This is a genomic window from Acinetobacter sp. 1125_18A (assembly GCF_052824985.1).
In genome coordinates this window covers 38,097-60,316 of record NZ_VTDG01000006.1, presented here as the reverse complement: position 1 = coordinate 60,316, position 22,220 = coordinate 38,097, and the positions used below count along the sequence as shown (strand labels likewise).

Annotated in this window: 20 protein-coding genes and 1 pseudogene; 16 read left to right on the top strand and 5 right to left on the bottom strand. The window is 39.8% G+C overall.

The genetic code is table 11. The features are described 5' to 3' along the window. Nucleotides 1-169 precede the first annotated feature (169 nt). Nucleotides 170-1,288, top strand: coding sequence for an endonuclease/exonuclease/phosphatase family protein (locus FY049_RS12160; RefSeq protein ID WP_446083769.1), 1,119 nt, complete (start codon nt 170-172; stop codon nt 1,286-1,288). Between the two features lie 331 nt (nt 1,289-1,619). Next, nucleotides 1,620-1,937, top strand: a complete 318-nt coding sequence (locus tag FY049_RS12155; RefSeq protein WP_224964677.1) for a hypothetical protein — start codon at nt 1,620-1,622, stop codon at nt 1,935-1,937. Between the two features lie 38 nt (nt 1,938-1,975). On the opposite strand, the gene FY049_RS12150 is transcribed toward FY049_RS12155, so the two are convergent. Continuing rightward, the gene (locus FY049_RS12150; RefSeq protein WP_166783073.1) at nt 1,976-2,539 is read right to left on the bottom strand and encodes a hypothetical protein; all 564 of its coding nucleotides are present in this window, start codon (nt 2,537-2,539) and stop codon (nt 1,976-1,978) included. 185 nt (nt 2,540-2,724) lie between these two features. After that, a complete protein-coding gene (locus FY049_RS12145; protein WP_335954349.1) occupies nt 2,725-3,660 on the bottom strand; it encodes an LpxL/LpxP family acyltransferase in 936 nt (311 codons plus the stop codon). Nucleotides 3,661-3,777: 117 nt separating this feature from the next. Here FY049_RS12145 and FY049_RS12140 point away from each other — a divergent pair, with 117 nt between their 5' ends. Then, a complete protein-coding gene (locus FY049_RS12140) occupies nt 3,778-4,329 on the top strand; it encodes an O-acetyl-ADP-ribose deacetylase (protein WP_446083768.1) in 552 nt (183 codons plus the stop codon). 37 nt (nt 4,330-4,366) lie between these two features. Next, nucleotides 4,367-5,344: an acyltransferase family protein gene (locus FY049_RS12135; protein ID WP_446083767.1), complete on the top strand. Its 978-nt coding sequence runs from the start codon at nt 4,367-4,369 to the stop codon at nt 5,342-5,344. A 127-nt stretch (nt 5,345-5,471) separates the two neighbouring features. On the opposite strand, the gene FY049_RS12130 is transcribed toward FY049_RS12135, so the two are convergent. Continuing rightward, nucleotides 5,472-5,687: a hypothetical protein gene (locus tag FY049_RS12130; protein ID WP_262782164.1), complete on the bottom strand. Its 216-nt coding sequence runs from the start codon at nt 5,685-5,687 to the stop codon at nt 5,472-5,474. Nucleotides 5,688-6,052: 365 nt separating this feature from the next. On the opposite strand from FY049_RS12130, the gene FY049_RS12125 reads away from it, so the two are divergent. Beyond that, the gene (locus FY049_RS12125; RefSeq protein WP_446083766.1) at nt 6,053-6,502 is read left to right on the top strand and encodes a GNAT family N-acetyltransferase; all 450 of its coding nucleotides are present in this window, start codon (nt 6,053-6,055) and stop codon (nt 6,500-6,502) included. Nucleotides 6,503-6,625: 123 nt separating this feature from the next. Here FY049_RS12125 and FY049_RS12120 read toward each other — a convergent pair whose 3' ends face one another. Continuing rightward, complete coding sequence (locus FY049_RS12120; RefSeq protein WP_446083765.1) at nt 6,626-8,536, bottom strand: ATP-binding cassette domain-containing protein; 1,911 nt, start codon at nt 8,534-8,536, stop codon at nt 6,626-6,628. A gap of 35 nt (nt 8,537-8,571) precedes the next feature. On the opposite strand from FY049_RS12120, the gene FY049_RS12115 reads away from it, so the two are divergent. The 8 genes and pseudogenes from FY049_RS12115 (at nt 8,572) to FY049_RS12080 (ending at nt 17,571) form a co-directional block, all read left to right on the top strand. Then, nucleotides 8,572-8,817 carry a SlyX family protein gene (locus FY049_RS12115; RefSeq protein WP_004718047.1) on the top strand — a complete coding sequence of 82 codons (246 nt, stop codon included), beginning with the start codon at nt 8,572-8,574 and terminating at the stop codon, nt 8,815-8,817. Nucleotides 8,818-8,940: 123 nt separating this feature from the next. Beyond that, the gene (gene mumR / locus FY049_RS12110; RefSeq protein WP_004718045.1) at nt 8,941-9,849 is read left to right on the top strand and encodes a LysR family transcriptional regulator MumR; all 909 of its coding nucleotides are present in this window, start codon (nt 8,941-8,943) and stop codon (nt 9,847-9,849) included. 331 nt (nt 9,850-10,180) lie between these two features. Then, nucleotides 10,181-11,432 (top strand): annotated as a pseudogene (locus FY049_RS12105) (NRAMP family divalent metal transporter). Between the two features lie 35 nt (nt 11,433-11,467). After that, complete coding sequence (locus tag FY049_RS12100) at nt 11,468-12,226, top strand: LamB/YcsF family protein (protein WP_004718041.1); 759 nt, start codon at nt 11,468-11,470, stop codon at nt 12,224-12,226. Between the two features lie 19 nt (nt 12,227-12,245). Continuing rightward, entirely contained in the window at nt 12,246-13,052 is an 807-nt protein-coding gene (locus tag FY049_RS12095; RefSeq protein ID WP_446083764.1) for a putative hydro-lyase, read from the top strand. A gap of 19 nt (nt 13,053-13,071) precedes the next feature. Then, nucleotides 13,072-14,652, top strand: a complete 1,581-nt coding sequence (locus tag FY049_RS12090) for a 5-oxoprolinase subunit B/C family protein (protein ID WP_224964683.1) — start codon at nt 13,072-13,074, stop codon at nt 14,650-14,652. A 1-nt stretch (nt 14,653) separates the two neighbouring features. Beyond that, a complete protein-coding gene (locus tag FY049_RS12085; RefSeq protein WP_056516905.1) occupies nt 14,654-16,393 on the top strand; it encodes an acetyl/propionyl/methylcrotonyl-CoA carboxylase subunit alpha in 1,740 nt (579 codons plus the stop codon). A gap of 140 nt (nt 16,394-16,533) precedes the next feature. Then, on the top strand, nt 16,534-17,571 hold the full coding sequence (locus FY049_RS12080) for a hypothetical protein (RefSeq protein WP_224964684.1): 1,038 nt from the start codon (nt 16,534-16,536) through the stop codon (nt 17,569-17,571). 105 nt (nt 17,572-17,676) lie between these two features. Here the strand turns inward: FY049_RS12080 and FY049_RS12075 are convergent, their stop codons facing one another. Then, nucleotides 17,677-18,423 (bottom strand): SDR family oxidoreductase, encoded by a 747-nt coding sequence (locus FY049_RS12075; RefSeq protein WP_224964685.1) that lies wholly within the window; start codon nt 18,421-18,423, stop codon nt 17,677-17,679. Nucleotides 18,424-18,571: 148 nt separating this feature from the next. On the opposite strand from FY049_RS12075, the gene FY049_RS12070 reads away from it, so the two are divergent. The 3 genes from FY049_RS12070 (at nt 18,572) to topA (ending at nt 22,135) form a co-directional block, all read left to right on the top strand. Beyond that, the gene (locus tag FY049_RS12070) at nt 18,572-18,910 is read left to right on the top strand and encodes a winged helix-turn-helix transcriptional regulator (RefSeq protein ID WP_151801769.1); all 339 of its coding nucleotides are present in this window, start codon (nt 18,572-18,574) and stop codon (nt 18,908-18,910) included. Nucleotides 18,911-19,016: 106 nt separating this feature from the next. Continuing rightward, entirely contained in the window at nt 19,017-19,466 is a 450-nt protein-coding gene (locus FY049_RS12065; protein WP_004718027.1) for an ammonium transporter, read from the top strand. A gap of 26 nt (nt 19,467-19,492) precedes the next feature. Continuing rightward, nucleotides 19,493-22,135, top strand: coding sequence for a type I DNA topoisomerase (gene topA / locus FY049_RS12060; protein WP_446083763.1), 2,643 nt, complete (start codon nt 19,493-19,495; stop codon nt 22,133-22,135). Nucleotides 22,136-22,220 lie beyond the last annotated feature (85 nt).

Genomic DNA, 22,220 nt, shown 5'->3' with positions numbered 1-22,220 from the left:
GCGTTAAAAAATAAAAGGGGGTTTGAGTGTATCAAAAGAGTGTGTAACTGCAATAGCATACACAATGAAAACACAACTATATTGTGCAATATATCTTGTTTATGATACATGCAAAATTGATATTAATTTATGAATCATTCAAAAATTAAGAATATAAGAGTGACAAAATATGATCTGGATAGAAGTACTTGCTTTGATTGTGATTTGGCTAAGTTTCTGGTCACTGATTCCCCGTGATGAATGGTGGTTTAGAGGTGCTGATTTTCCACGCTTGCAGATATTATTTGTTGGTCTGATTGCATTGGTATTGATGTTATTTTGGACAGCGCCGTGGGACTTGGTTCGTGAAGTGATTTTATTTTTATTGATTGCTGCCTTAGCTTTTCAATTAAAGATGGTTTTGCCTTATACCTTCATTTGGAAGAAACAAGTCAAACAGGTGACTAAAGATCAGCTTAATCCTGATCAGCAAATTTCAGTTATTGTGTCGAATGTGCTGACACCGAATGATCAATATCACTTATTACTTGAGCAAATTGAACAGCACCAGCCAGATATTGTTTTGACACTTGAAACTGATCAAACTTGGCAAAATGAATTGGCTCAAATTGAAAAAGATTATCCTTATCGTGTGGCTATACCTTTAGATAATCTCTATGGGATGCATTTGTATAGCAAACTCAAGTTGGTCGATACAGAGGTTAAATTCATTCTCAGTGATGAAATTCCGTCTATTCATACCACGGTGATTTTACCATCTGGGCAAGCGGTGCAACTGTATTGTTTACATCCTAAACCACCAAGCCCGACGGAAGCCAAAGACTCGACTTTACGTGATGCTGAATTGCTTATTGTGGGGGATCAGATCAAAGACTTGGATGAGAGCTGTATTGTTATGGGGGATTTAAACGATGTTGCTTGGTCACGTACAACACGTTTATTTCAGCGTATTAGTGGTTTGCTCGATCCACGTGTGGGGCGCAGATATATCAACACCTTCCATGCTGACTATAAATTTTTGAGATGGTCTTTGGATCATTTATTTCACAGTACAGATTTTGCTTTAGTACATATGCAGCGGTTGCCTCATGTGGGTTCAGATCATTTTCCGATTTATGTGGTATTACAAACAGGGCGTATTTTTGAGCAAACTCAAGAAGAGTTAGAGCAAACCGATGCAGATGAAAGGGAAGCGCAAGAGGCAATTCAGGAAGGGATTGAAAAAGCAGAGAAAGAGGAGAAGTTGGTGACTGATGAAATTGCGCAAAGTTATAAAGCTGGAACCTGATTGTCTGACAATAAAATTAAAAAATGGCTGATTTTTGTAAGCAATTACTTACATGGATTTAGGCCCTAAGCGGATAGCATGCAAAGCATATTCGTTTTAATCTTTACTTATCGACACAGGGAATGAGAACGGAAAATCTCACTAAGGAAGACAAAGTCGATGGAGCAATCATCAAGGATTTGATGTTGGAATGGATAACCAAGAAAATAAGAATAAGATGTGAAAGCACAACCTCATGAACCCGAGTTTTGCAGGATGCAGAACTCGGGTTATGCTTTATTTATGGTATATAATTTAGAATAGACAAAATTGAAAATAAAAAAGAGTGGCTATGTTTCTCGCAAAAGTTCAAGAATTCGCTTCAAGTCTTAAACATTTTACAGGTTTAAGTAGTGATGCTTTATTTATCTATGTAGGTTTAATTATCTATTTTATTGTTGCTGCAATTCATAAAAGACAACTTAAATCAAATTTTGCGATTATCGCCACAGTGGTGCTTGCCTTTGTAATTGAAATCTTTAATGCACGCGCAGATATTTTTGGTAGAGGCTATTGGCGTATTTGGGAAAGTATCCATAGCATAGTCAATATGATTTTTTGGCCTTATGTGATTTGGGCGATGGCACGTTTTCGGGTATGGAAAGGTTAGGTCTTTCTACTTAACCCGCTTATGATCCAGATTGTTTTTTATTTTCCATAATGTTGATTTAAGGCGTCCATTTCAGCAGAAATTTTTTGTTGAAGCGCCATTGAGCGTTTACCAAGTTGCTCAAATTCATCGCTGGGTGCATTTGCATCAAAATCTGGGGCTGTTGAAAGCGTATACATTTTCTGACTGGTGATTAAATTATCAATCATTTGTGTGCGTAGACTTTGTACTTCACTGCTTTTTAAATTTAATGCCATGATTTGTTGTTGAGTTTTCGCTTGTATATCATTGGCTTTGAGTAAAATATGCTGGCGCTTTTCAGGTTGGGGAGCAGCTGATTGAAGCTCCGCTCTTAATTGAAGTGCTTGCGTATTTGCGTGATTGACGATCTGATTAAGTTGAGCCAAGTCTGTTGTAATCTCTGTTGCGTTGGCTGTACTCAGTTCAGTCGCTTTGCTTTTCCAATTGCCTTGAATTGTTGCACTAGACGTAGTTTCTGAGGTTTTGTTTTGGGCGATATCTGCTTTTTGCTCTGAACATGCAGCAAACATCAAACTGGAACTGATCAAACATGAAAAAAGAACTTTATTGGTGATATTCATTGTTTTATTTTCCTTAAATTTGAATTTATTATTGATAAATCTTAATTCGCTTTGTTTGATCAAGAAAGTGGGCATGTGTAACTAGACGCAGTTCGCCATGAACGATGCTATTTAGACGCGAGATGACCAAAATAAAAAAGGAGATATTTTATATCTCCTGATTGTTAAAACAAAAACACTTAAACTTAATAGATTTTCTGGTAGCCTTTTGGACGTGTTTTAAAGCGACGATGAAACCACATATATTGTGTCGGTGCGATCCGCAGTTGATTTTCAATGATTTTATTGACACGAATCGCATCATCCATTTCATCTTCACTGGGTAATGGATCAACAGCAGGTTCAATAAGCACATGATATTTTGGATCTTTGATATCACCATCACGATAAAAATACAGTGGGATTGCGACAGCTTTTGATATTTTCAATAAACGTCGATGCGCCGTTACCGTTGCAGCGGGTGTACCAAAAAAGGGAGCCATCACCCCTTGTTTTAATCCAAAATCCTGATCTGGACTATACCAAATCGCATCACCTTCTTTCAGATGGCGAATCAATCCACGCATATCATCATGATCAATCTGCGCTTTATAAATCGTTGCACGACAACGATAAATCAGCATATCGAGTAAAGGATTATTCTGTGGGCGATACACCACATCGGGTTCAAAAAATTGTGCACATAAATAACCACCAGCATCAAGCATGGTGCTATGAGTGCCGAGTAGCAATATACCTTGACCGTTTTGTTTGGCCTGTTGGATATGCTCTAGCCCTTCAATGCTGACACGGTTTTTAAACCATTGTGGTGAATACCATGCATTTAAGGTTTCAAAGACCCCGACCATTTGATCAACAAAGACTTGTCTTGAGTTGTCGATGACTTGTTCAGGCGACCATTCTGGAAAGCAGACTTCTAAATTACGCGTTGTTGTTTCACGACGTGATTTCAGTCGGTCAAAGGCAATATTGCCTAACAGTGTTGCTAAGCGGTACTGAATTGCCCAAGGCAAGATCGCGAGGATCATCAAAAATACAATCGCAATCCAGATTCCCCAATATTTCGGATGTAAAAATGCCCAATAAAATTTTCCAGGCTCGTATTGATGCTTTTTACTCATAGCAGTTTTGTAAATTTTGGGGAAGTTAAAACTGAAAGGAGTGTAGCATGAAGCGGTTTAAAGAAGAAAATTCAAGATGTCATTCACTCTCATTGAGGATACGCAAGGAAGCATGACGTGAAAATAATTCGGTTAATTCAAGGTGATATTACAGTTCAAAAGGTGGATGCAATTGTGAATGCTGCCAATACCTCGTTACTTGGCGGTGGTGGTGTGGATGGTACAATTCATCGTAAAGGAGGTTCTGCTATTTTGGAGGATTGTCAAAAGATCCGAGCTCGACAGGGTGGTTGTGCAGTTGGTGAAGCAGTGATTACCACAGCGGGGTTGTTGCCCTGTAATTATGTGATTCATACAGTGGGTCCCACTTGGCAAGATGGACAGCATGCTGAAAATGAACTTCTTGAGAAAGCCTATCTCAATAGCTTAAGACTCGCTGAGCAATATCAGCTAAAAACACTGGCGTTTCCGAATATTTCAACAGGGATTTATCGTTTTCCCAAATCAGAGGCAGCATTTATCGCCATAAACAGCGTGACTAAGTTTTTAACTCAGACGAACAACTTAGAGGAAGTCAGTTTCGTGTGTTTTGATTTGGAAAATTTTAAAATCTATCGCCAGCATCTTGCTGAGATTGATCAAAAGCAGGTGCATGTTTTAGGTATATAATCGTAGTTATTCACTGACTATTTTAGACAACCTTGCGATGAGAGATACATACTTAGACAGTTGTAAGGCAACACTGATATTTCTAGTGGTTCTCGGGCATTTTCTAGAACGCATGATCGGTTGGAAAGATCCGATTGATCATGTCTTATTAGGTACGATTTATTTTGTACATATGCCTGCTTTTATCTTTATTTCGGGCATGTTGTTTAAAGACAGTAAATGGTTTAAGAATATTTTATTTTTTTTCGCGCTCTATTTACCTTTTCAAATTTTATTTCCTGCATTTGATGCGATCTGGTCAGGTAAATTTCAGCTTAATTGGAATGTGTTTGAACGACCTTATTGGATCTTATGGTATCTGTTGGGCATGATGGTATGGACAACGCTTACCCATTTTTTGATAAAAACAAAATTTGCACTGCTGATTGCACTGATTCTTGCTTTATGTGTCGGCTTAAGCCCATGGAACAATTACCAATACTCTATCGGAAGAATTTTTAGCTTTTTTCCATTTTTTATTATGGGTGCACTTTATGGCAAAACCATTGTCGAGAAAATTCAGCAATTTAAATTCACTCAAATTTTAGCTGGATTCATCGTAATGGGCATTACAAGCTTGGTATATTTCACCCAAATCAACCCATTTTGGTTATATGGCAGTTTAAGTTATCAGCAACTTAAGGTAAGTATGTGGGATGGTACGTGGATCAGAATAGGCTGTCTTTTGGTGTCGAGTTTGGGCATTTTCGCGATGTTTGCATGGACAAAACTATTGAATATTGGCTGTGTGCAACTTGGAAAAAACACCTTTGCGGTGTATTTGCTACATGGTTTTGTGGTGATGTTGATTGCACGTTATTGGCAACTGGATTTTCATATTTTTGTGGAAATTGGGATTTGTATTGGTTTATCTGTATTGACCTGCTGGATGTTGCAACAGCAATTTTTTGATATTTTATTAAGAAAATTGTCCTTATGGTTAATTAAGCCAGTTGAGAAGTTTGGTTTAAAGTAGCTGAATGGATTTGAAGCGATCCAGAGCATTCGCTAAAAATTTAAAAGCTACACTGTTGGTGTAGCTTTTAAGCATGAGGATCATAATTTTATAAAGCAACAGTTTTAAAACAACGTTTTAAAGTGGATTATTTGGTTGCTGCTTTACCCTCTACTTTTTTTGCTGTTGCTGATTTTTGTGCAGCAGCATGGTGTTTTTGGCTATGACCAGCTTTATGTTGTTTTTGCACTTGATGGGTTTTAACCGCTTGAGTTGAATGCTGAGCTGGAGTCGCTGCCATTGCAGAGCCTGCGAAAATTGCTGTGGTGAATGCTGCAACAAGTAATGATGTAACTTTTTTCATGATCATATTCTCACTAAATAATTCGAGATCTGAACTAGATTCGATAATCATATCTTGGTGGATTTGTATGGAAACATCATGAAGTGCTTGTAGCGAAATTCAGTATAAATGAAATGATCATTGGTAAGATGAGTGGGGAATGGTAAGTGCTTTGATTTTTTAAGTTTTATTTAATTTTAATCAGTAAAGTATTGCCGTCATTTTAACTTGAACTGAGCCATTTAAATAAGTGCGTTTATTTTTAAAAATGAAAGAGTCTGTTATGTATCATTTAAAGTATTAGCTAGAGAACGGAACTCTGATTACAGACTTAAATTTAGCATTTTGATCTTTTACTGCTACTCCACTATTGGAATGCCTCTCACATGAATAAGACAATCAGAAGAGCAACCATAAAGGACTTAATTGCAATTACCCAATTGATTGCGCCTTTTATTGATGAGTTTGCAATTAATGACAGTGGGCGACAACTGTTTTGCGTAAGTATGATTGAAAAAATGTTTGAGAATCCTGAAATTCACTATTTTGTTTATAGCAATCATCAGCAGATGATCGGTGTTATTGCGTATAAGAATCCTGTCCATTTGATTCATTTCTTTATAACGAAAGAGAAGCAAGCTCAGGGAGTTGGCCGAGCAATGTGGAACTTTATCTTGCAGGAGGTGCAAAAGTCTGGTGTTTCAGTATTTACGGTAAATTCAAGCTGTAATGCACAACCTGTTTATGAACGATTTGGCTTTGTGGTGAAAGATGAAACCATTGAAAATCATGGGTTGCGTTATGTTTCAATGTCTTTGAATCTGGTTAATACATAAAGCTGAAAATATGTATTGTATATCTATAAGATGATTGATCTATGTTGTTGGTTTCAATGTCGGCAGGCTCAATAAAAACTCCGCATATTTGCGGAGTTTTTTTATTTAAAGATTTTACAAGAATTAACCTTTGATCATTTCTTCTAATGCATCCCAACGCTCCATTTTTTCAAGCATCAGTTCATCAATCTCACCAAGTCGTTGCGACGCTTTGGTGGCTGCATCTGCATCAGTCAAAAACCAAGAACCATCTGCAAGTTTTGCAGTCAGTTCAGCTTGTTCTTTTTCCAAAGCTTCAATTTCTGCGGGTAACTGTTCTAAAGCACGTTGATCTTTATAACTCAACTTCACTTTTTTAACGGCTGGTTCAGCAGGCGTCGCAGCAGCTTCCGCTTTAGCAATGGCTTTTTTTACATCACTTTTCTGATCGACAACACGTTGATCTGGACGTTGTTCTAAATAGTCTTGATAGCCACCAATGTATTCATCGATATTGCCTTTACCATCAAATACCCAAGTTGATGTCACAACATTATCCATAAATGCACGGTCATGTGAGATCAATAACAAAGTCCCTTTATAATCACTCAACATCTCTTCGAGTAATTCTAAAGTCACCATGTCTAAGTCATTGGTTGGCTCATCCATCACAATAAGGTTAGACGGTTTAAGCAATAACTTTGCCAAAAGGATACGGTTACGCTCACCACCTGAAAGTGCTTTTACTGGAGTACGTGCGCGTTCAGGCGAGAATAAAAAGTCTTGTAAATAGCTGTAGATATGACGGCGACCACCATTAACATCGACAAAGTCTGAGCCTTCAGACACGTTGGCCATTACTGATTTTTCAAGATCTAGCGCATTACGTAATTGGTCAAAATAAGCCACTTCAAGCTGTGTACCTGTTTTCACCGAACCGGCATGTTCAAGTTCACCTAAAATGGCTTTAATCAAGGTGGTTTTACCTACACCATTATCACCGACTAAACCAATACGGTCGCCACGCAGTACTAACGCAGAGAAATCTTTAATAATCGGTGCATTATCACCAAAAGCCACACTTAAGTGTTCAATATCAAAGACCAATTTACCTGAACGATTCGCCTCTTGAGTCGCCATGCTCACTTTACCTTGTTGTGAGCGACGTGCTTTAGATTGTTCACGTAAATCTTTTAATGCACGTACACGACCTTCGTTACGGGTACGACGTGCTTTGATCCCTTGACGAATCCAAGTTTCCTCTTCAGCCAAGCGTTTATCAAACAGCGCATTCTGCTTTTCTTCAGCTTCCATTTGCTGTGCTTTTAAGTCGAGATAGCGTGAGTAGTTACCTTCATAACTACGTAAAACACCACGATCCAACTCCACAATACGTGTCGCAATACTGTCAACAAAAGCACGGTCATGGGAAATAAATAACAGGGTGAGATTGTTTTGATCGAGTAAGAATTTCTCTAACCATTCAATACTTTCTACGTCCAAATGGTTGGTTGGTTCGTCAAGTAATAAAACGTCAGGTTGCGTCAACAATGCACGTGCTAAAAGTACACGGCGTTTACGCCCGCCTGATAAATCTGCTAAATCTGCTTCAGGATCTAAGCCCATTTTGCTCAAGATAGAATTTACTTTGGTTTCTAATGCCCAACCATCGAGCAAATCGAGCTTATGTTGTAGGTTGCCCATACGATCACAAGCTTCCATATCACCTAATACACAAGCATCGCTGGCTTCATGGTATTCTTTTAGGACGAGCGCGGCTTCTCCTGCACCTTCGGCAACAATATCGGCAACTTTGCCCGAATCCATCGGTACATCCTGAGCAAGCATAGAAATTGTAATACCATTTTGTAATGCAATTTCACCTTGATCAGGCAATAAACTTCCCTCAATCAGTTTGAGTAAAGTAGACTTACCTTCACCGTTACGACCAATCAGACAGACTCGTTCGCCTCGTTCTAAATTGAAGTTTGCGCCATCGAGCAGGGCAGGTCCACCAAACGCAAGTTGGACATCCCTTATAGTAATATAGGCCATACGGTTTCCTAAACATCCCACACTGAGGACTAAAAATGACTAAACATAAAAATATTGATGATCAGGCGTCATTTTCCGCACCCATAGAAGATTTGCAAGTCCGAATTGCATTTTTAGATGATTTAGTCGAACAATTAAATGATCAAGTGGCGCAACAAAGCTTGGAAATCGCTGATTTAAAAAAACAAATGCAGTTAATTTACCAACGTATAGAATCTGCTGATTTGTCAGAAGGTATTGCAGCATTTGACCCAATGACCAATCGTCCTCCGCATTATTGATGCAACGGATGTGAAATATGAGTGGCTGAGGTGTGCTGAATCAGGTGTAAATTCACACATAGCAGTGATATTGGCAAAGGATTTGCATAACGCAAGCGCTAAATTTGTGGGTTAAAATGGATTATGAACTTAAAAAACCTCGAAGCATTTTATTGGGTGGTGACCTTAAACAGTTTTAATAAAGCCGCAACAAAGCTTCACACGACACAGCCTGCAATTTCTCAAAAAATTACTGCGATTGAAAATGATCTCGGTTTTAAAGTGCTTGATCGCAGTTCTCGTCAAATCAAAGCCACGCATAAGGGCATGACCTTATTTAAATATGCTGAAAAGTTTATGCGACTGGAAACAGACTTGGTGGCTGAACTTACAGAAAGTCAGTATTTAACAGGAACGATTCGTTTGGGGGTTTCCGAAACGATTGTCCATACTTGGCTAGTGGAGTATATGGAGCAAGTCCAGCAAGAGTTTCCCAAAGTTTCCATCGAAATCGTGGTGAATTTAACTCCAGATTTACAAGAAGGTGTACGCATTGGTGATTTGGATATGGCGTTTTTACTGGGGCCAACTTTGCCTTTTGAATGTATAGAACGTTCATTGTGTGATTTTGAATTAAGCTTTCTGGCATCACCTTCATTTAAAGGTGGAATCGGGCAGATGTCATTGCGGACATTGATGTCGCATACCATTTTAACCTATCCAAGAATTACCTATCCTTATAAAGAGCTCAAAGCCAAAATGAAAGAACAGAAGATCGATGAACCGCTATCCATCACAAGTTATTCGTTGGTCACATTATTACGTTTAGCTGAACAAGGTTTAGGGATTGCAGTGGTACCTAAACTAACGGCAATCAAAGAAATTTTAGATGGGCGATTGGAAATTTTGGATACGCCAATCCAATTAAAGACATTCCACTTTACCGCAATCTATACACAAGGCAATAACACCGCATTAAAAGAAAAGTTGACGGATTTAGCGGTTTTAACTTCGGAAAATGCCATGAAAAAGCTGAATAATAAAATTAGATAATGAACAATAAAACGGCATTTTATGCAGCTTTGGTTTTGATTTAAAAATTGCAAAAATATGAAATATTGATAATGAGAACTTATAGAAAGTGATAAATATTCATTATTAAATGATTTTAAAAATAATAAAAATATATAAATTCAATATCTTATGTTTAATGAATTTTGGATAAAGTCTTATTGTGACTGACCTTCGCCTATGCTTTTATTTGAAATACAGATTTGGTTCAGCATAACCAGAAAATCTTAAAAGTTTAAAGGATTAAAGAATCTCGTATTTTAGAAAAATAGATGTTCTTTGTTTCACTTGAAATAGCGTTGATTAAGCTCAAATGGATGAGGAACGCCTACATGTCTTTATTGAAATCTTCTTTTTTGTCTGACCGTCAATGGGCAATTGTTGCATCTATCTTTATGATGGCAACGTCTGCGATGGGGCCAGGTTTTCTAACTCAAACCGCTGTATTTACAGTGAAATTAGGTGCTGCATTTGGCTTTGCAATCCTGGTTTCGATCATTATTGATTATGTTGTTCAGCAAAACATTTGGCGTGTGGTCACCTTAACGCAAATGCGCGCTTCTGATATTGCCAATAAAGCCTTACCGGGGAGTGGTTACTTACTCGCATTTCTGGTCATTTTAGGTGGGTTTTTCTTTAGTATCGGTAACATTGCGGGTGCTGCACTGGGCTTAAATGCACTCTTTGGGTTGGATACCAAGGTCGGCGGCGTGCTGAGTGGTGCTTTGGCAATTCTGATTTTTGCTTCCAGAAAAGCCACTCTGGCGATGGACAAGAGCATGATTATTTTGGGGTTGCTCAAAATCGTTTTGATCGTGATCGTTGCATTCATTGTCATGCCACCAGTGGGGCAAGCCGTTCAACAAACTTTTGCACCTGATCAAATTGATTTCGCCATCATTACAACTATTGTTGGCGGTACCGTAGGTGGTTATATCTGCTATGCGGGCGCACATCGTTTATTGGACAAAGGTGCGGTTGGACCAGAGAATATTGATGAAGTGGCCAGAGCCGCAACCAAAGGTATTGTGGTGGTCGGGATCATGCGTTATGTATTGTTCTTGGCATTCTTAGGGGTTGTGGTCAGTGGTGCAAATATTGATTTAGCAAGTCACGATGCCAACCCAGCTGCGCAAGCATTCCAATATGCTGCGGGTACATTTGGTTTTAAACTGTTTGGTTTGATTTTTTGGGCAGCGGGAATCAGTAGCACAATTGGTGCAGCCTATACCTCTGTTTCATTTATGTCCGCATTTAAACAGAACTTAACCACTAAACATACCAACTACCTCACCATTAGCTTTATTTCTTTAGCCCTGTTGCTTTACGTGATTCTAGGTGCAACACCTGCGGGCTTACTGATCTTTGTGGGTGGTTTTAATGGTTTGGTATTACCAATTGGTTTAACGATTTTTGTCTATGTTGCGGCATGTCGTAAAGACATGATGGGCAATTATAATTATCCAAAATGGTTGCTGGTTTTGGGTGTATTAACCTGCTTACTCACATGGTGGATGGGTTATATGTCATTCACGACGGTATTTAATTACCTCACCAAGCTCTAATCAACTCCACACTCAATTGAAAAGGAATGATCACAATGTATGTCGATTTAAATAGTGACTTGGGTGAAAGTTTTGGCTCGTGGAAAATGGGCAATGATGAGCAAATTTTACCTGTTGTCAGTAGCGCCAATATTGCCTGTGGCTTTCATGCAGGTGACCCGTTGGGAATATTGAAGACGCTTCAACAAGCAGTGAAATTAGATGTCACGATTGGTGCGCATGTTTCCTACCCAGATTTGGTTGGTTTTGGTCGCCGTAATATGGATTTGTCTCAAGATGAGCTGATCGCGGATGTGCTCTATCAAATTTCGGCGCTTGACGGTTTGGCAAAAGTTGCTGGTTCAAAAGTGCAATATGTCAAGCCGCATGGGGCGTTGTATAACACCATTGCCAAAGATTCTGTACAAGCCGAAGCCGTGATTGAAGCTATTAAAATGTATAACCCTGCATTGGTACTGGTTGCTTTGGCTGGGTCAAATTTGGTTGCACAAGCACGTCAGGCAGGTCTAAAAGTGGTTTCAGAAGCCTTTGCTGATCGTGCTTATAACCGCGATGGCTCACTGGTTTCACGCCGTTTGGAAGGTGCTGTTTTGCATGATGCTGAGTTTGTGGCAAAACGTGTGGTTGCGATGTTGAAAAATGGTGGGGTTGAGTCAATTGATGGCGTATTTACCCCAATTCAAGCCGATACGATTTGTTTGCATGGTGATACCGCAGGTGCACTAGAAATGTCCGCAGCGATTAAAGCTGAGCTGTTAACAAACGACATTCAAGTTCGTTCATTTTGTGCATAAAACAATAAGGACAAGACACATGTTTAAAGAGATTAAAGCCGATCCAGTTCAGCTAAAAGCTGCATTGGATGCGCGACAACAAATTCGTGCAGGTTTTGACCAACCTACAGCAGGAATGGCTGCTGGGATGACCCAAGTGAATATGATTTCTGTACCTAAAGACTGGGCATATGATTTCTTGTTGTACGCACAGCGTAATCCGCAAAGCTGCCCTGTATTAGATGTTTTGGAAGAAGGCGTATACCACTCTCGATTGGCTACTGACTCAGATATTCGTACGGATTTTCCACGATATCGTGTTTGGAAAGACGGTGAAATGGTTGATGAGCTCACGGATGCGAGTGAGCTTTATAACGCGCATCCTGATTTAGTGACCTTTTTAATTGGCTGTAGTTTCTCCTTTGAAACAGCTTTGCAAGAAGCGGGGATTGAAGTGCGTCATATCCATGACAAGACCAATGTACCGATGTATTTGAGTAATATCGAATGCCTTTCTGCTGGACGTATTTCAGGAAATATGGTGGTTTCTATGCGCCCCATTCCTGCCCATCAAATAGCTGAGGCTGTAAAAATTACGGCACGTATGCCGAGTGTTCATGGTGCTCCCGTACATATTGGTCATCCTGAAAGTTTGGGCATACGCGACATCAATCAGCCAGATTTTGGTGATGCCTCACGTATTGAACAGGGTGAAATTCCAGTATTTTGGGCATGTGGTGTAACGCCTCAAGCTGCAATCATGAACTCGAAAATCCCATTTGCCATTAGCCATGCACCAGGACATATGTTGATTACTGACATACCTGATCGTGCGTGGATGCGTTAAGACAAGAAAGGATCAGTAAATGCGATTTTTATCGGTAAATTCCGACAGTTTCTTGATTGAACTTTCTAGTTTAGAAGAAACTTTGGCGTTATACAGTAAATTGCAAAATTTACACTTGAATGGAATCAAAGATTTAATTCCTGCTGCAAAAACAATTTTGATTTGTTTTAACGAAATCAAGACTGACTTTAAAACCTTGAGTGTTTTGATTGGTACTTTAAACCTTGATTCAGGCTTTGATCGAAATACGCAGGAAGTGATTATTCCGATTCGTTACGATGGTGAAGATTTAGCACAAGTGGCGGAACTTCAAGGCCTCTCTATAGCCGATCTGATATTAAAACATCATCAAAGCACTTGGGACGTTGCGTTTATTGGCTTTGCTCCAGGTTTTGCTTATATGAGTAGCCTTGATCAGCCCTTTACAGATATTCCTCGTCTAAAAACACCACGTAAAAAAATTCCATCAGGTTCACTTGGGCTTGCTGGGCAATACTCGGGTATCTACCCAAAAGATAGTCCGGGTGGCTGGCAATTGATTGGAACAACGTCAGAAAAAATGTGGGATTTGGAGCGTCAAAATCCTGCGCTTTTACGACCAGGAATGCGGGTGCATTTTGAGGATATAACCCATCATCCTGTATCTGTGGATGTGCCCAAGCAAATCACACCACGACAAGATTTAACTTTAAAACACTCCCTATTCAAAATCACGGCATCTGGCTTGCAAGTTTCGATTCAAGATGAAGGCCGTTTTCAGCACAGCAATATCGGTGTGGGTACAGCAGGGGCGATGGATGTCGCTTCGATGCATTGTGCCAATCGAATCGTGGGAAATCCAACGGATACGCCTGTGATTGAGGTGCTAAATGGTGGTTTAAAAGCAGTCATGCAAAATTCAGCTGTCATTAGCGTGGCAGGTGCAATTTCCAATATCCATGTGAAATTTGCAGATGGTCAAAAAGCAGATTTTGACAGCTATCAGGCGATTGCACTGGATGAGGGAGATGAATTTCAAATTCAAACGCCGAGCGCAGGGTTACGCAATTATCTTGCGGTTCGTGGTGGTTTGGATATTCAACCCATTTTAAATAGCTGTTCTTTTGACAGTTTAGCCATTCTTGGTCCAGCCCCTTTAAAAACGGGTGATGTCATTTACCAAGGTCAAGTCGTCCCATCCAATATCAGCATCAACGAAGTGCCAAAATCCAATCTCCCGTCCCTTGGCGATACGATTGAACTTGATATTGTGATGGGACCTCGAACGGATTGGTTTGAGCAAAGCAGTATTGAAAAACTGTGCAATCAAGCATGGTTAGTCACCAATGAAAGTAATCGAGTGGGATTACGTTTATCTGGGAAAGCGCCCTTAACACGTAAGATTCACCATGAATTGGAAAGCGAAGGCACATGTATTGGTGCTTTGCAGATTCCACCCAATGGTCAACCTGTATTGTTTATGAATGATCACCCATTAACAGGTGGTTATCCTGTGATTGCTTCGGTTGCCAAGCATCATTGGGATTTGGTGGCACAAATACCTGCGGATTGCCATATCAAATTTAGAAAAATCGCCGAATTTGTAGATATCGAGAACTAAGATGAACCAGCAAAAATATGTAAATGAAAAATTATTGATTGCCAATCGTGGTGAAATTGCTGTGCGTATTATCCATGCTTGTCGTGATATGGGCATTGCTTCTGTGGCAATGTATGCAGATGACGATATCGGCAGTTTACATGTCGAACTTGCAGATGAAGCATGGGGTTTGGTTGGCGCAACCGCAAAAGAAACCTATTTAAATATTGATGCCATTATTGATATTGCTAAAAAATCAAAAGCCACCATGGTGCATCCTGGTTATGGTTTTTTATCGGAACGGGCTGAATTTGCACAAGCTGTGATTGATGCAGGCTTGAAGTGGGTAGGCCCATCTCCTGAAGCAATTACCAAGTTGGGTGATAAAATTGAAGCACGTAAAATCGCTGCTTCAGTGGGTGCTCCTTTGGTACAAGGCACACAAGACCCATTGAATAATGCAGATGAGGCTTTAGCCTTTGCAAAACAATATGGCTTGCCTATTGCAATTAAAGCGGCATTTGGTGGTGGTGGTCGTGGTTTAAAAGTGGTTTGGAAGCTTGAAGAAGTGAAAGAACTCTATGACTCTGCTGTCCGTGAAGCAAAAGCGGCCTTTGGTCGTGGCGAATGCTTTGTTGAGCAGTACTTAGACAATCCTCGTCATGTGGAAGCGCAAGTGATTGCCGACTTGCATGGGAATGTGGTGGTCTTAGGTACACGCGATTGTTCTTTACAGCGCCGCAATCAAAAATTAGTTGAGGAATCTCCAGCACCATTTATCAGTGATGAGATTTACCAAGAGATTTTAACTTCAGCAAAAAATATTTGTCAGGCTGCTCAGTATGTTGGAGCAGGGACAGTCGAGTATTTATTGAGCCAAAACGGAACTTTATCATTTTTAGAAGTCAATACGCGGTTGCAAGTTGAACATCCCGTGACCGAAGAAACAGCGCGAGTTGATTTGGTGGTTGAGCAAATTCAGGTGGCTTTGGGCGAAGAATTATCGATCAAAGAAACCCCTAAAGCACAAGGCCATGCCATTGAGTTTCGTATCAATGCAGAAGACCCTAGCCGTGGTTTTATTCCAGCATTTGGTACACTAAGTTTATTTGAAGCACCTTTTGGTCATGGTGTGCGTGTCGATACTGGCGTGCGTACAGGCTCTCTGGTTTCCAGCCATTTCGATTCTTTAATGGCAAAGCTGATTGTGACGGGGGAAACGCGTGAAATCGCAATACGTCGCGCAAAACGCGCTTTAAAGCAGTTTAAAATTGAGGGGGTGGCTTCAGTTTTAGATTTTCATCGTGCCGTGCTGAATGAGCCTGATTTTACCGACGAATTTAAAGTACATACGCGTTGGATTGAAAATGATTTTAAACAAGACTTAAAATCAACTCGACGCGCGATTCCTCAGCATCAACAAGCGATGGTTTTAAGCTATATCGAAATTGATGGGAAATTACACCGTCTAGGCCTACCTGCAGGAATGTTTGCTCAAGGTGCAGTTCAGGTGGAGCAACAACCAGCGCAAAGCACAGAGTTCGCACTTCAACCTGAGCACTTACAAGCGCCTATTAATGGGGCCATTATTGCATGGAAAGTCCAAACCGGAGAGCAAGTGAGTGCAGGGCAAGTTGTGGCAATTATGGAAGCTATGAAAATGGAAGTTCAAGTTTTGGCACATCAAAGTGGTCAAATTGAATTGCTGAAAGAAGTCGGGAGCACGTGTCAGGCTGATCAAGTGATTGCAACCATCCAATAATATTTATCTTTAAAATCTAAAGCTTATACATTTAAGTCAGATGGAATTGGGAATTTAGGATTAAATTTCCAATTTTATTTGACCTTTTGTTGAAAGCTGGTTGTAATGCTTGCCACTGTTCAGTTGCAAACTTTTTGACCATGCCGAATAAAGCTGTTCTTCTCGATCTTGAAAATAATATGCCTACAGCCAAAATGCTGCGGGAGATTATTGAACATTACCCAACACTCTATCTTTTCAATTGTACGGGACAATTCCAGTACTCACTGGAAGATTTAACTGAATTTTCAGGCTGGGTGAGCAGTGGTCAGGTGGTGATTTTAGAAGTACCGAATGCATCTGAAAAGGAATATGAATATGCAGTTGTGGTGGGACAATTATTGGCATTATTAGAGCCAGAGATGCAGATTGAAGTCATTTCTGCGATGCCAAGTTGTTCCTTATTGTTAGATCTGATGCGTAGCGCTGATCTAGCGTGTAGTTTTATTCAAGTCCAATCCACGTTGGAACGTCAACGCAACAAGTACTCGATACCTAGTCTACAAACCATTCAAAATAAGCCGTATTTGCAAATGGTTAAAAAGTATTGCGATGCTTTGGGAGAGATGACAGGCAAACCGAATACCATTGAAAAATTAAAGAATTCTATTGTGAATATTTTGCAAGTTGTGCCAGAAAAAGCTCAGCATCTGGTTGGAATGTTAATCAATTTAAAAATTGTCAAACGCTTTGATGATCAGGTGGCTTATCGTAAAAAAGTCTTGAAACAATGGACAAGTCTCGATATCGATAAACCTGTTTTAGCACTTCCAACTGAGACTGAATCCGCAGCACAACCCAATATCAAACTTGAAAAAATTGATCAAATTTTAGAAAAATTACGTGTTGATTCAGATCAGGTGTTACACGAAATGGATCAGCAAGATTCAGTGGGTGCAGTACATCAGGTTTTGTTTAAAAACTTTGCAAAAATAGATCCAGTGCAAATTGAAGTTATTCATAAATTGAATAATTTAAAAACTGATAAACCTAAAGATATTTATGAGTTGCGTGATTTATTGGAGCAAATGTTTCCAAAATCAGATATCCGTTTATTGCTTAAAGAGTTGATTGAAAAAGGCTATATTTATTGGAATGGTCATGAAGTTGTTTATAGTCATGAAATGTATTTAAATTAGGGCGATTTTTAAGCTGCTCAGAGCAACATAAAAAAGCGCTTAGATTTGAATATTTAGCGCTTTTTTATTAAGCCATACATTGTATTTTTATAGCTTTGCTTATGCTTATAAATTTGCTACGCCACCATCGACCAAGAGTTCGCTACCGACAATAAATCTAGCTTCATCAGAAGCAAGATAAATAAAGGCATTGGCAATTTCGACTGGATCCGCCAACCTTTGAATTGGCACAAGATTTTCAATACTGGCTTTGAGCTGTTCAACTTCAGCGGGTGTACTCGCAACTTTGTTGAGGGCAGGGGTTAAGGTTGGTCCCGGTGAAAGTAAGTTAAATCGTATTTGCTGGGCTAAAAGTTCTCTAGATAAGGTCTTAACCAAAGAACGCAAGGCGATTTTTGAGGCAGCATAAACGCTACTTTTCTCTAAGGCAATATGAATACTGGTCGAACCACATAAAATCACTGAAGCATGGGGCTTGATCATTGGAAGTAAGCTTTGTATCAGAAAAAATGGACCTTTTACATTGGTGTCGAAAATCGCATCGAATTGTTCAACGGTCCATTGTCCAAATGCTTCATGGCTAACATTGCCTGCATTGATATAAATCACATCGAATTTAATGGATAATTCTTGCATTTTCTCAATAAAATGATCTTGTGATACTAAGCTTGAGTGATCACATTGGATGCCCAAACTTTGGCTGCCGAATTGTTCTTGTGTCAGTACAATTTGATCTGGATTTCGGCCAGTAAACACAACAAAAGCACCTTCTTCTATTGCACGTTGTGCTGCTGCAAAACCGATTCCACTGGTTGCGCCAGTAATTAAAACCGTTTTATTCTTTAATCGCATGTTTTTCACTAAAATGTCTACAAACTCTTATATTGTGAAAATTTATTTGCCAAAGTAAGTACTTACCAATTGGTGACTTAGTCGTTGTTTGGTTTGAAATAGACTAAACTCAAAGGCTATAAAATGTAGCTTTATGTAAGGTAGAGAAATGACGACACTGCAATATGAGCAAAATTGTTCGATTATGCGATTTGTTGGATTATTTTCGGGAAAATGGGTATTGCCAATTGTCTATCATCTTATTGAAGCAAAACATCCTGTTCGATTTAACCAATTACAGAAGGCTTTAGCACCAATCCCACAAAAAGAGTTGTCGAAACATTTAAAACTGCTGGAGCAACACCAACTTATAACCAAGCAGATTTACCCAGAAGTACCGCCTAGAGTGGAATATCAAATTACCGAATTAGGACAAACGCTGCAAAGTGCTATTCAGTCATTGGGAAGCTGGATGGAGCTTTATGAAAAAAATATGAATGAAAAATAAGAAATTAAACTGACCTCAAAATCAGTAATTGGCGGTAATTTTAATTTTAAACTTGCGTTTTATATTCAGCTTATGCAACTCTAATATAGGAATTAAAAGGTGAACTATGGAACACACTGGTCTTTGGGTTGCGCTCGTTATTATTGTTTTTGTATTGGGCTCAATTTTTGGCTTACGCGTAAGCCCTAGAGAAAAAGCATTAGGTTTAATGCGAGAGAAAGCACGCAAGATGGGCTTACACCCACGTTTAGTGGCTGCACCAGAGTGGACGAAAATCCCGATGGCAACAGAGTCTCGTGCGAGTATGGTGGCTTATTATAGTGTACTGATTCCAGATGCACGCTTAGCTTTGATGCGCGCCCGTGTAGAAGAGCAAAAGCTTCAAGTGGTCCTCGGTGATGAGAAATTTAAAGATTTTCCCATTGCATTAAAAGGGATTTATGCTATTGATATGCAGGCCAACTGTGTAGGGCTTTATTGGGATGAAGAATCTGACCTCAGAGCAACACAGCTTGATGATATGAAGGCATATTTACTTAAATTGGCTGAAATTTAACTTAATAATAGGAACAGTGGTTTATTATGGCGAACGCTCCTCGGTCCACATCCAAAAGCACAACAGCAAATTCTCCTGATGCTGGGAAAAAACGTGCATTAGTGATTGTGGAGTCGCCTGCAAAAGCGAAAACGATTAATAAATATTTAGGCTCAAATTACATTGTGAAGTCTTCGGTAGGTCATGTTCGTGATTTACCTACAGGTGGTTCAAGTAAATCGACAGAAAAAAAGCCTGCAACGCGTACCAAGTTGACGGATGAACAGAAGGCTGAAAAAGCACAATCCGCTTTAGTCAATCGTATGGGTGTCGATCCTGAGCATGGTTGGAAAGCCAAATATGAAGTGCTTCCAGGCAAAGAACATGTGGTCGCTGAACTCAAAAAACTAGCCAAAGATGCAGATGAAATCTATCTCGCAACGGATTTGGATAGAGAAGGAGAAGCGATTGCATGGCATTTAAGAGAAGTGATTGGTGGTGATGATAGCCGTTACCATCGTGTGGTCTTTAACGAGATTACCAAAAATGCCATTCAAGAAGCATTTAAACAACCTACACGTCTAGATTTAAACCGTGTGAATGCGCAACAGGCACGTCGTTTTCTCGACCGTGTGGTGGGCTTCATGGTTTCACCACTACTGTGGGAAAAGATTGCGCGTGGCCTCTCTGCTGGGCGTGTACAGTCGGTTGCAGTAAAATTGGTGGTCGAGCGTGAGCGTGAGATTCGTGCCTTTATTCCTGAAGAATACTGGCAAGTTTTTGCAGACACTCATTCTGCAAAAGATGAAATTCGTTTAGAAGCAGTCAAACAAGGCGGCAAAACATTAAAATTACAAAATAAAGCGCAAACAGATGCTTTATTGAAAATTTTAAAAGATGCTGAATATAAAGTTGCAATACGTGAAGATAAGCCAACGAAGGTCAATCCAAGTGCGCCTTATATCACTTCAACCTTGCAACAAGCTGCAAGTACTCGCTTAGGTTTTTCAGTAAAGAAAACCATGATGCTTGCACAGCGCTTATATGAAGCTGGTTTTATTACTTATATGCGTACTGACTCAACATTCTTAAGTGATGATGCTGTCAGTATGGTGCGTAATCATATTGAAACTGAATTTGGTGCAAAGTACTTACCTGCTAAAGCAAATCGTTATGGGAATAAAGCCAATGCGCAAGAAGCCCATGAAGCGATTCGTCCTTCCAATGTTGCCTTAAAAGGCGATAGTTTGGCGGGTGTTGAGCGTGATGCACAACGTTTATATGATTTGATCTGGCGTCAATTTGTTGCATGTCAAATGACCCCAGCAGAGTATTTATCCTCAACGATTTTGGTTGATGCGAATGGTGTAGAACTCAAAGCCAAAGGTCGTACTTTAGTTTTTGATGGTTTTACCAAAGTTCGTGGTCCGAACAAGTCTGATGATGATGTTTTATTACCTGCAGTCAAAGTGGGTGAAATTCTCAAACTTGAGAAACTTGATCCTTCTCAACACTTTACTAAACCACCTGCACGTTTTACTGAAGCATCTTTAGTAAAAGAGTTGGAAAAACGTGGAATCGGTCGTCCATCGACTTATGCTGCGATTATTTCGACGATTCAAGATCGTGGTTATGTCAAACTCGACAATCGCCGTCTTTTTGCAGAGAAGATGGGTGAAATTGTTACCGATCGTCTAGACGAGAATTTTAATAACCTGATGAATTATGCATTTACTGCAGATTTGGAAGGTCAATTGGATAAAGTTGCAGATGGTGAACGTAATTGGAAAGAGCTGTTAGATAGTTTCTACGGTGATTTTAAAAAGCGTTTAACCACAGCACAGGGCGAAAACGGCATGCGCCGTAATCAACCTGTAGAAGTTGAAGCTGTTCACTGTAAAGAATGTGAACGCCCGATGCAGATTCGTACAGGGACGACGGGTGTATTCCTTGGCTGTTCTGGTTATAACTTGCCACCAAAAGAACGCTGTAAAGGGACATTGAATTTAACACCAGTTGAGTCGTTGGCTATACTTTCTGATGATGACAGTGCTGAAACTGCTGACTTAATGTCGAAAAAACGTTGTCCAGTATGTGGTACTGCAATGGACAGCTATGTGATTGATGGTGGTCGCAAGTTACATATTTGTGGAAATAACCCGGATTGTGATGGTTACGAGCTGGAAGAAGGCGAGTTCAAAATCAAGGGTTATGATGGTCCAACCATTCCATGTGATAAATGTGATGGCGAGATGCAGTTGAAAACGGGTCGTTTTGGTCCATATTTTGCTTGTATGAGTTGTGACAATACCCGTAAAGTTTTGAAAAATGGTCAGCCAGCGCCACCTCGTGTCGACCCAATCAAAATGGAACATTTACGTTCAGTCAAACATGATGATTACTTTGTTCTACGTGATGGAGCAGCGGGTTTATTCTTGGCGGCAAGCAAATTCCCTAAAGTACGCGAAACACGTGCACCGAAGGTTGCGGAGTTACGTTCAGTTGCAGATCAACTTGATCCTAAGTATCAGTTTATCTTGCAAGCACCTGATCAAGATCCAGATGGTAATCCAACATTGGTTAAGTTTAGCCGTAAAAACCAAGCGCAATATATTGGTTCAGAAACTCCAGAAGGTAAACAAACCAAATGGTCTTTGGTCTACCAAGATGGGAAATGGGTAGAAGCTTAAGCTTTGAAATAATCAATAAAATGCTCACATAGGTGGGCATTTTTTATATCAATTTTTATTGAAAACGTTATGATGAATTGATTGA

Bases quoted from the DNA above. Each gene is read 5' to 3' on its own strand.
- FY049_RS12160 (WP_446083769.1), top strand. From the start codon at position 170: ATGATCTGGATAGAAGTACTTGCTTTGATTGTGATTTGGCTAAGTTTC.
- FY049_RS12155 (WP_224964677.1), top strand. From the start codon at position 1,620: ATGTTTCTCGCAAAAGTTCAAGAATTCGCTTCAAGTCTTAAACATTTT.
- FY049_RS12150 (WP_166783073.1), bottom strand. From the start codon at position 2,539: ATGAATATCACCAATAAAGTTCTTTTTTCATGTTTGATCAGTTCCAGT.
- FY049_RS12145 (WP_335954349.1), bottom strand. From the start codon at position 3,660: ATGAGTAAAAAGCATCAATACGAGCCTGGAAAATTTTATTGGGCATTT.
- FY049_RS12135 (WP_446083767.1), top strand. From the start codon at position 4,367: ATGAGAGATACATACTTAGACAGTTGTAAGGCAACACTGATATTTCTA.
- FY049_RS12130 (WP_262782164.1), bottom strand. From the start codon at position 5,687: ATGAAAAAAGTTACATCATTACTTGTTGCAGCATTCACCACAGCAATT.
- FY049_RS12125 (WP_446083766.1), top strand. From the start codon at position 6,053: ATGAATAAGACAATCAGAAGAGCAACCATAAAGGACTTAATTGCAATT.
- FY049_RS12120 (WP_446083765.1), bottom strand. From the start codon at position 8,536: ATGGCCTATATTACTATAAGGGATGTCCAACTTGCGTTTGGTGGACCT.
- FY049_RS12115 (WP_004718047.1), top strand. From the start codon at position 8,572: ATGACTAAACATAAAAATATTGATGATCAGGCGTCATTTTCCGCACCC.
- mumR (WP_004718045.1), top strand. From the start codon at position 8,941: ATGAACTTAAAAAACCTCGAAGCATTTTATTGGGTGGTGACCTTAAAC.
- FY049_RS12100 (WP_004718041.1), top strand. From the start codon at position 11,468: ATGTATGTCGATTTAAATAGTGACTTGGGTGAAAGTTTTGGCTCGTGG.
- FY049_RS12095 (WP_446083764.1), top strand. From the start codon at position 12,246: ATGTTTAAAGAGATTAAAGCCGATCCAGTTCAGCTAAAAGCTGCATTG.
- FY049_RS12090 (WP_224964683.1), top strand. From the start codon at position 13,072: ATGCGATTTTTATCGGTAAATTCCGACAGTTTCTTGATTGAACTTTCT.
- FY049_RS12085 (WP_056516905.1), top strand. From the start codon at position 14,654: ATGAACCAGCAAAAATATGTAAATGAAAAATTATTGATTGCCAATCGT.
- FY049_RS12080 (WP_224964684.1), top strand. From the start codon at position 16,534: ATGCCGAATAAAGCTGTTCTTCTCGATCTTGAAAATAATATGCCTACA.
- FY049_RS12075 (WP_224964685.1), bottom strand. From the start codon at position 18,423: ATGCGATTAAAGAATAAAACGGTTTTAATTACTGGCGCAACCAGTGGA.
- FY049_RS12070 (WP_151801769.1), top strand. From the start codon at position 18,572: ATGACGACACTGCAATATGAGCAAAATTGTTCGATTATGCGATTTGTT.
- FY049_RS12065 (WP_004718027.1), top strand. From the start codon at position 19,017: ATGGAACACACTGGTCTTTGGGTTGCGCTCGTTATTATTGTTTTTGTA.
- topA (WP_446083763.1), top strand. From the start codon at position 19,493: ATGGCGAACGCTCCTCGGTCCACATCCAAAAGCACAACAGCAAATTCT.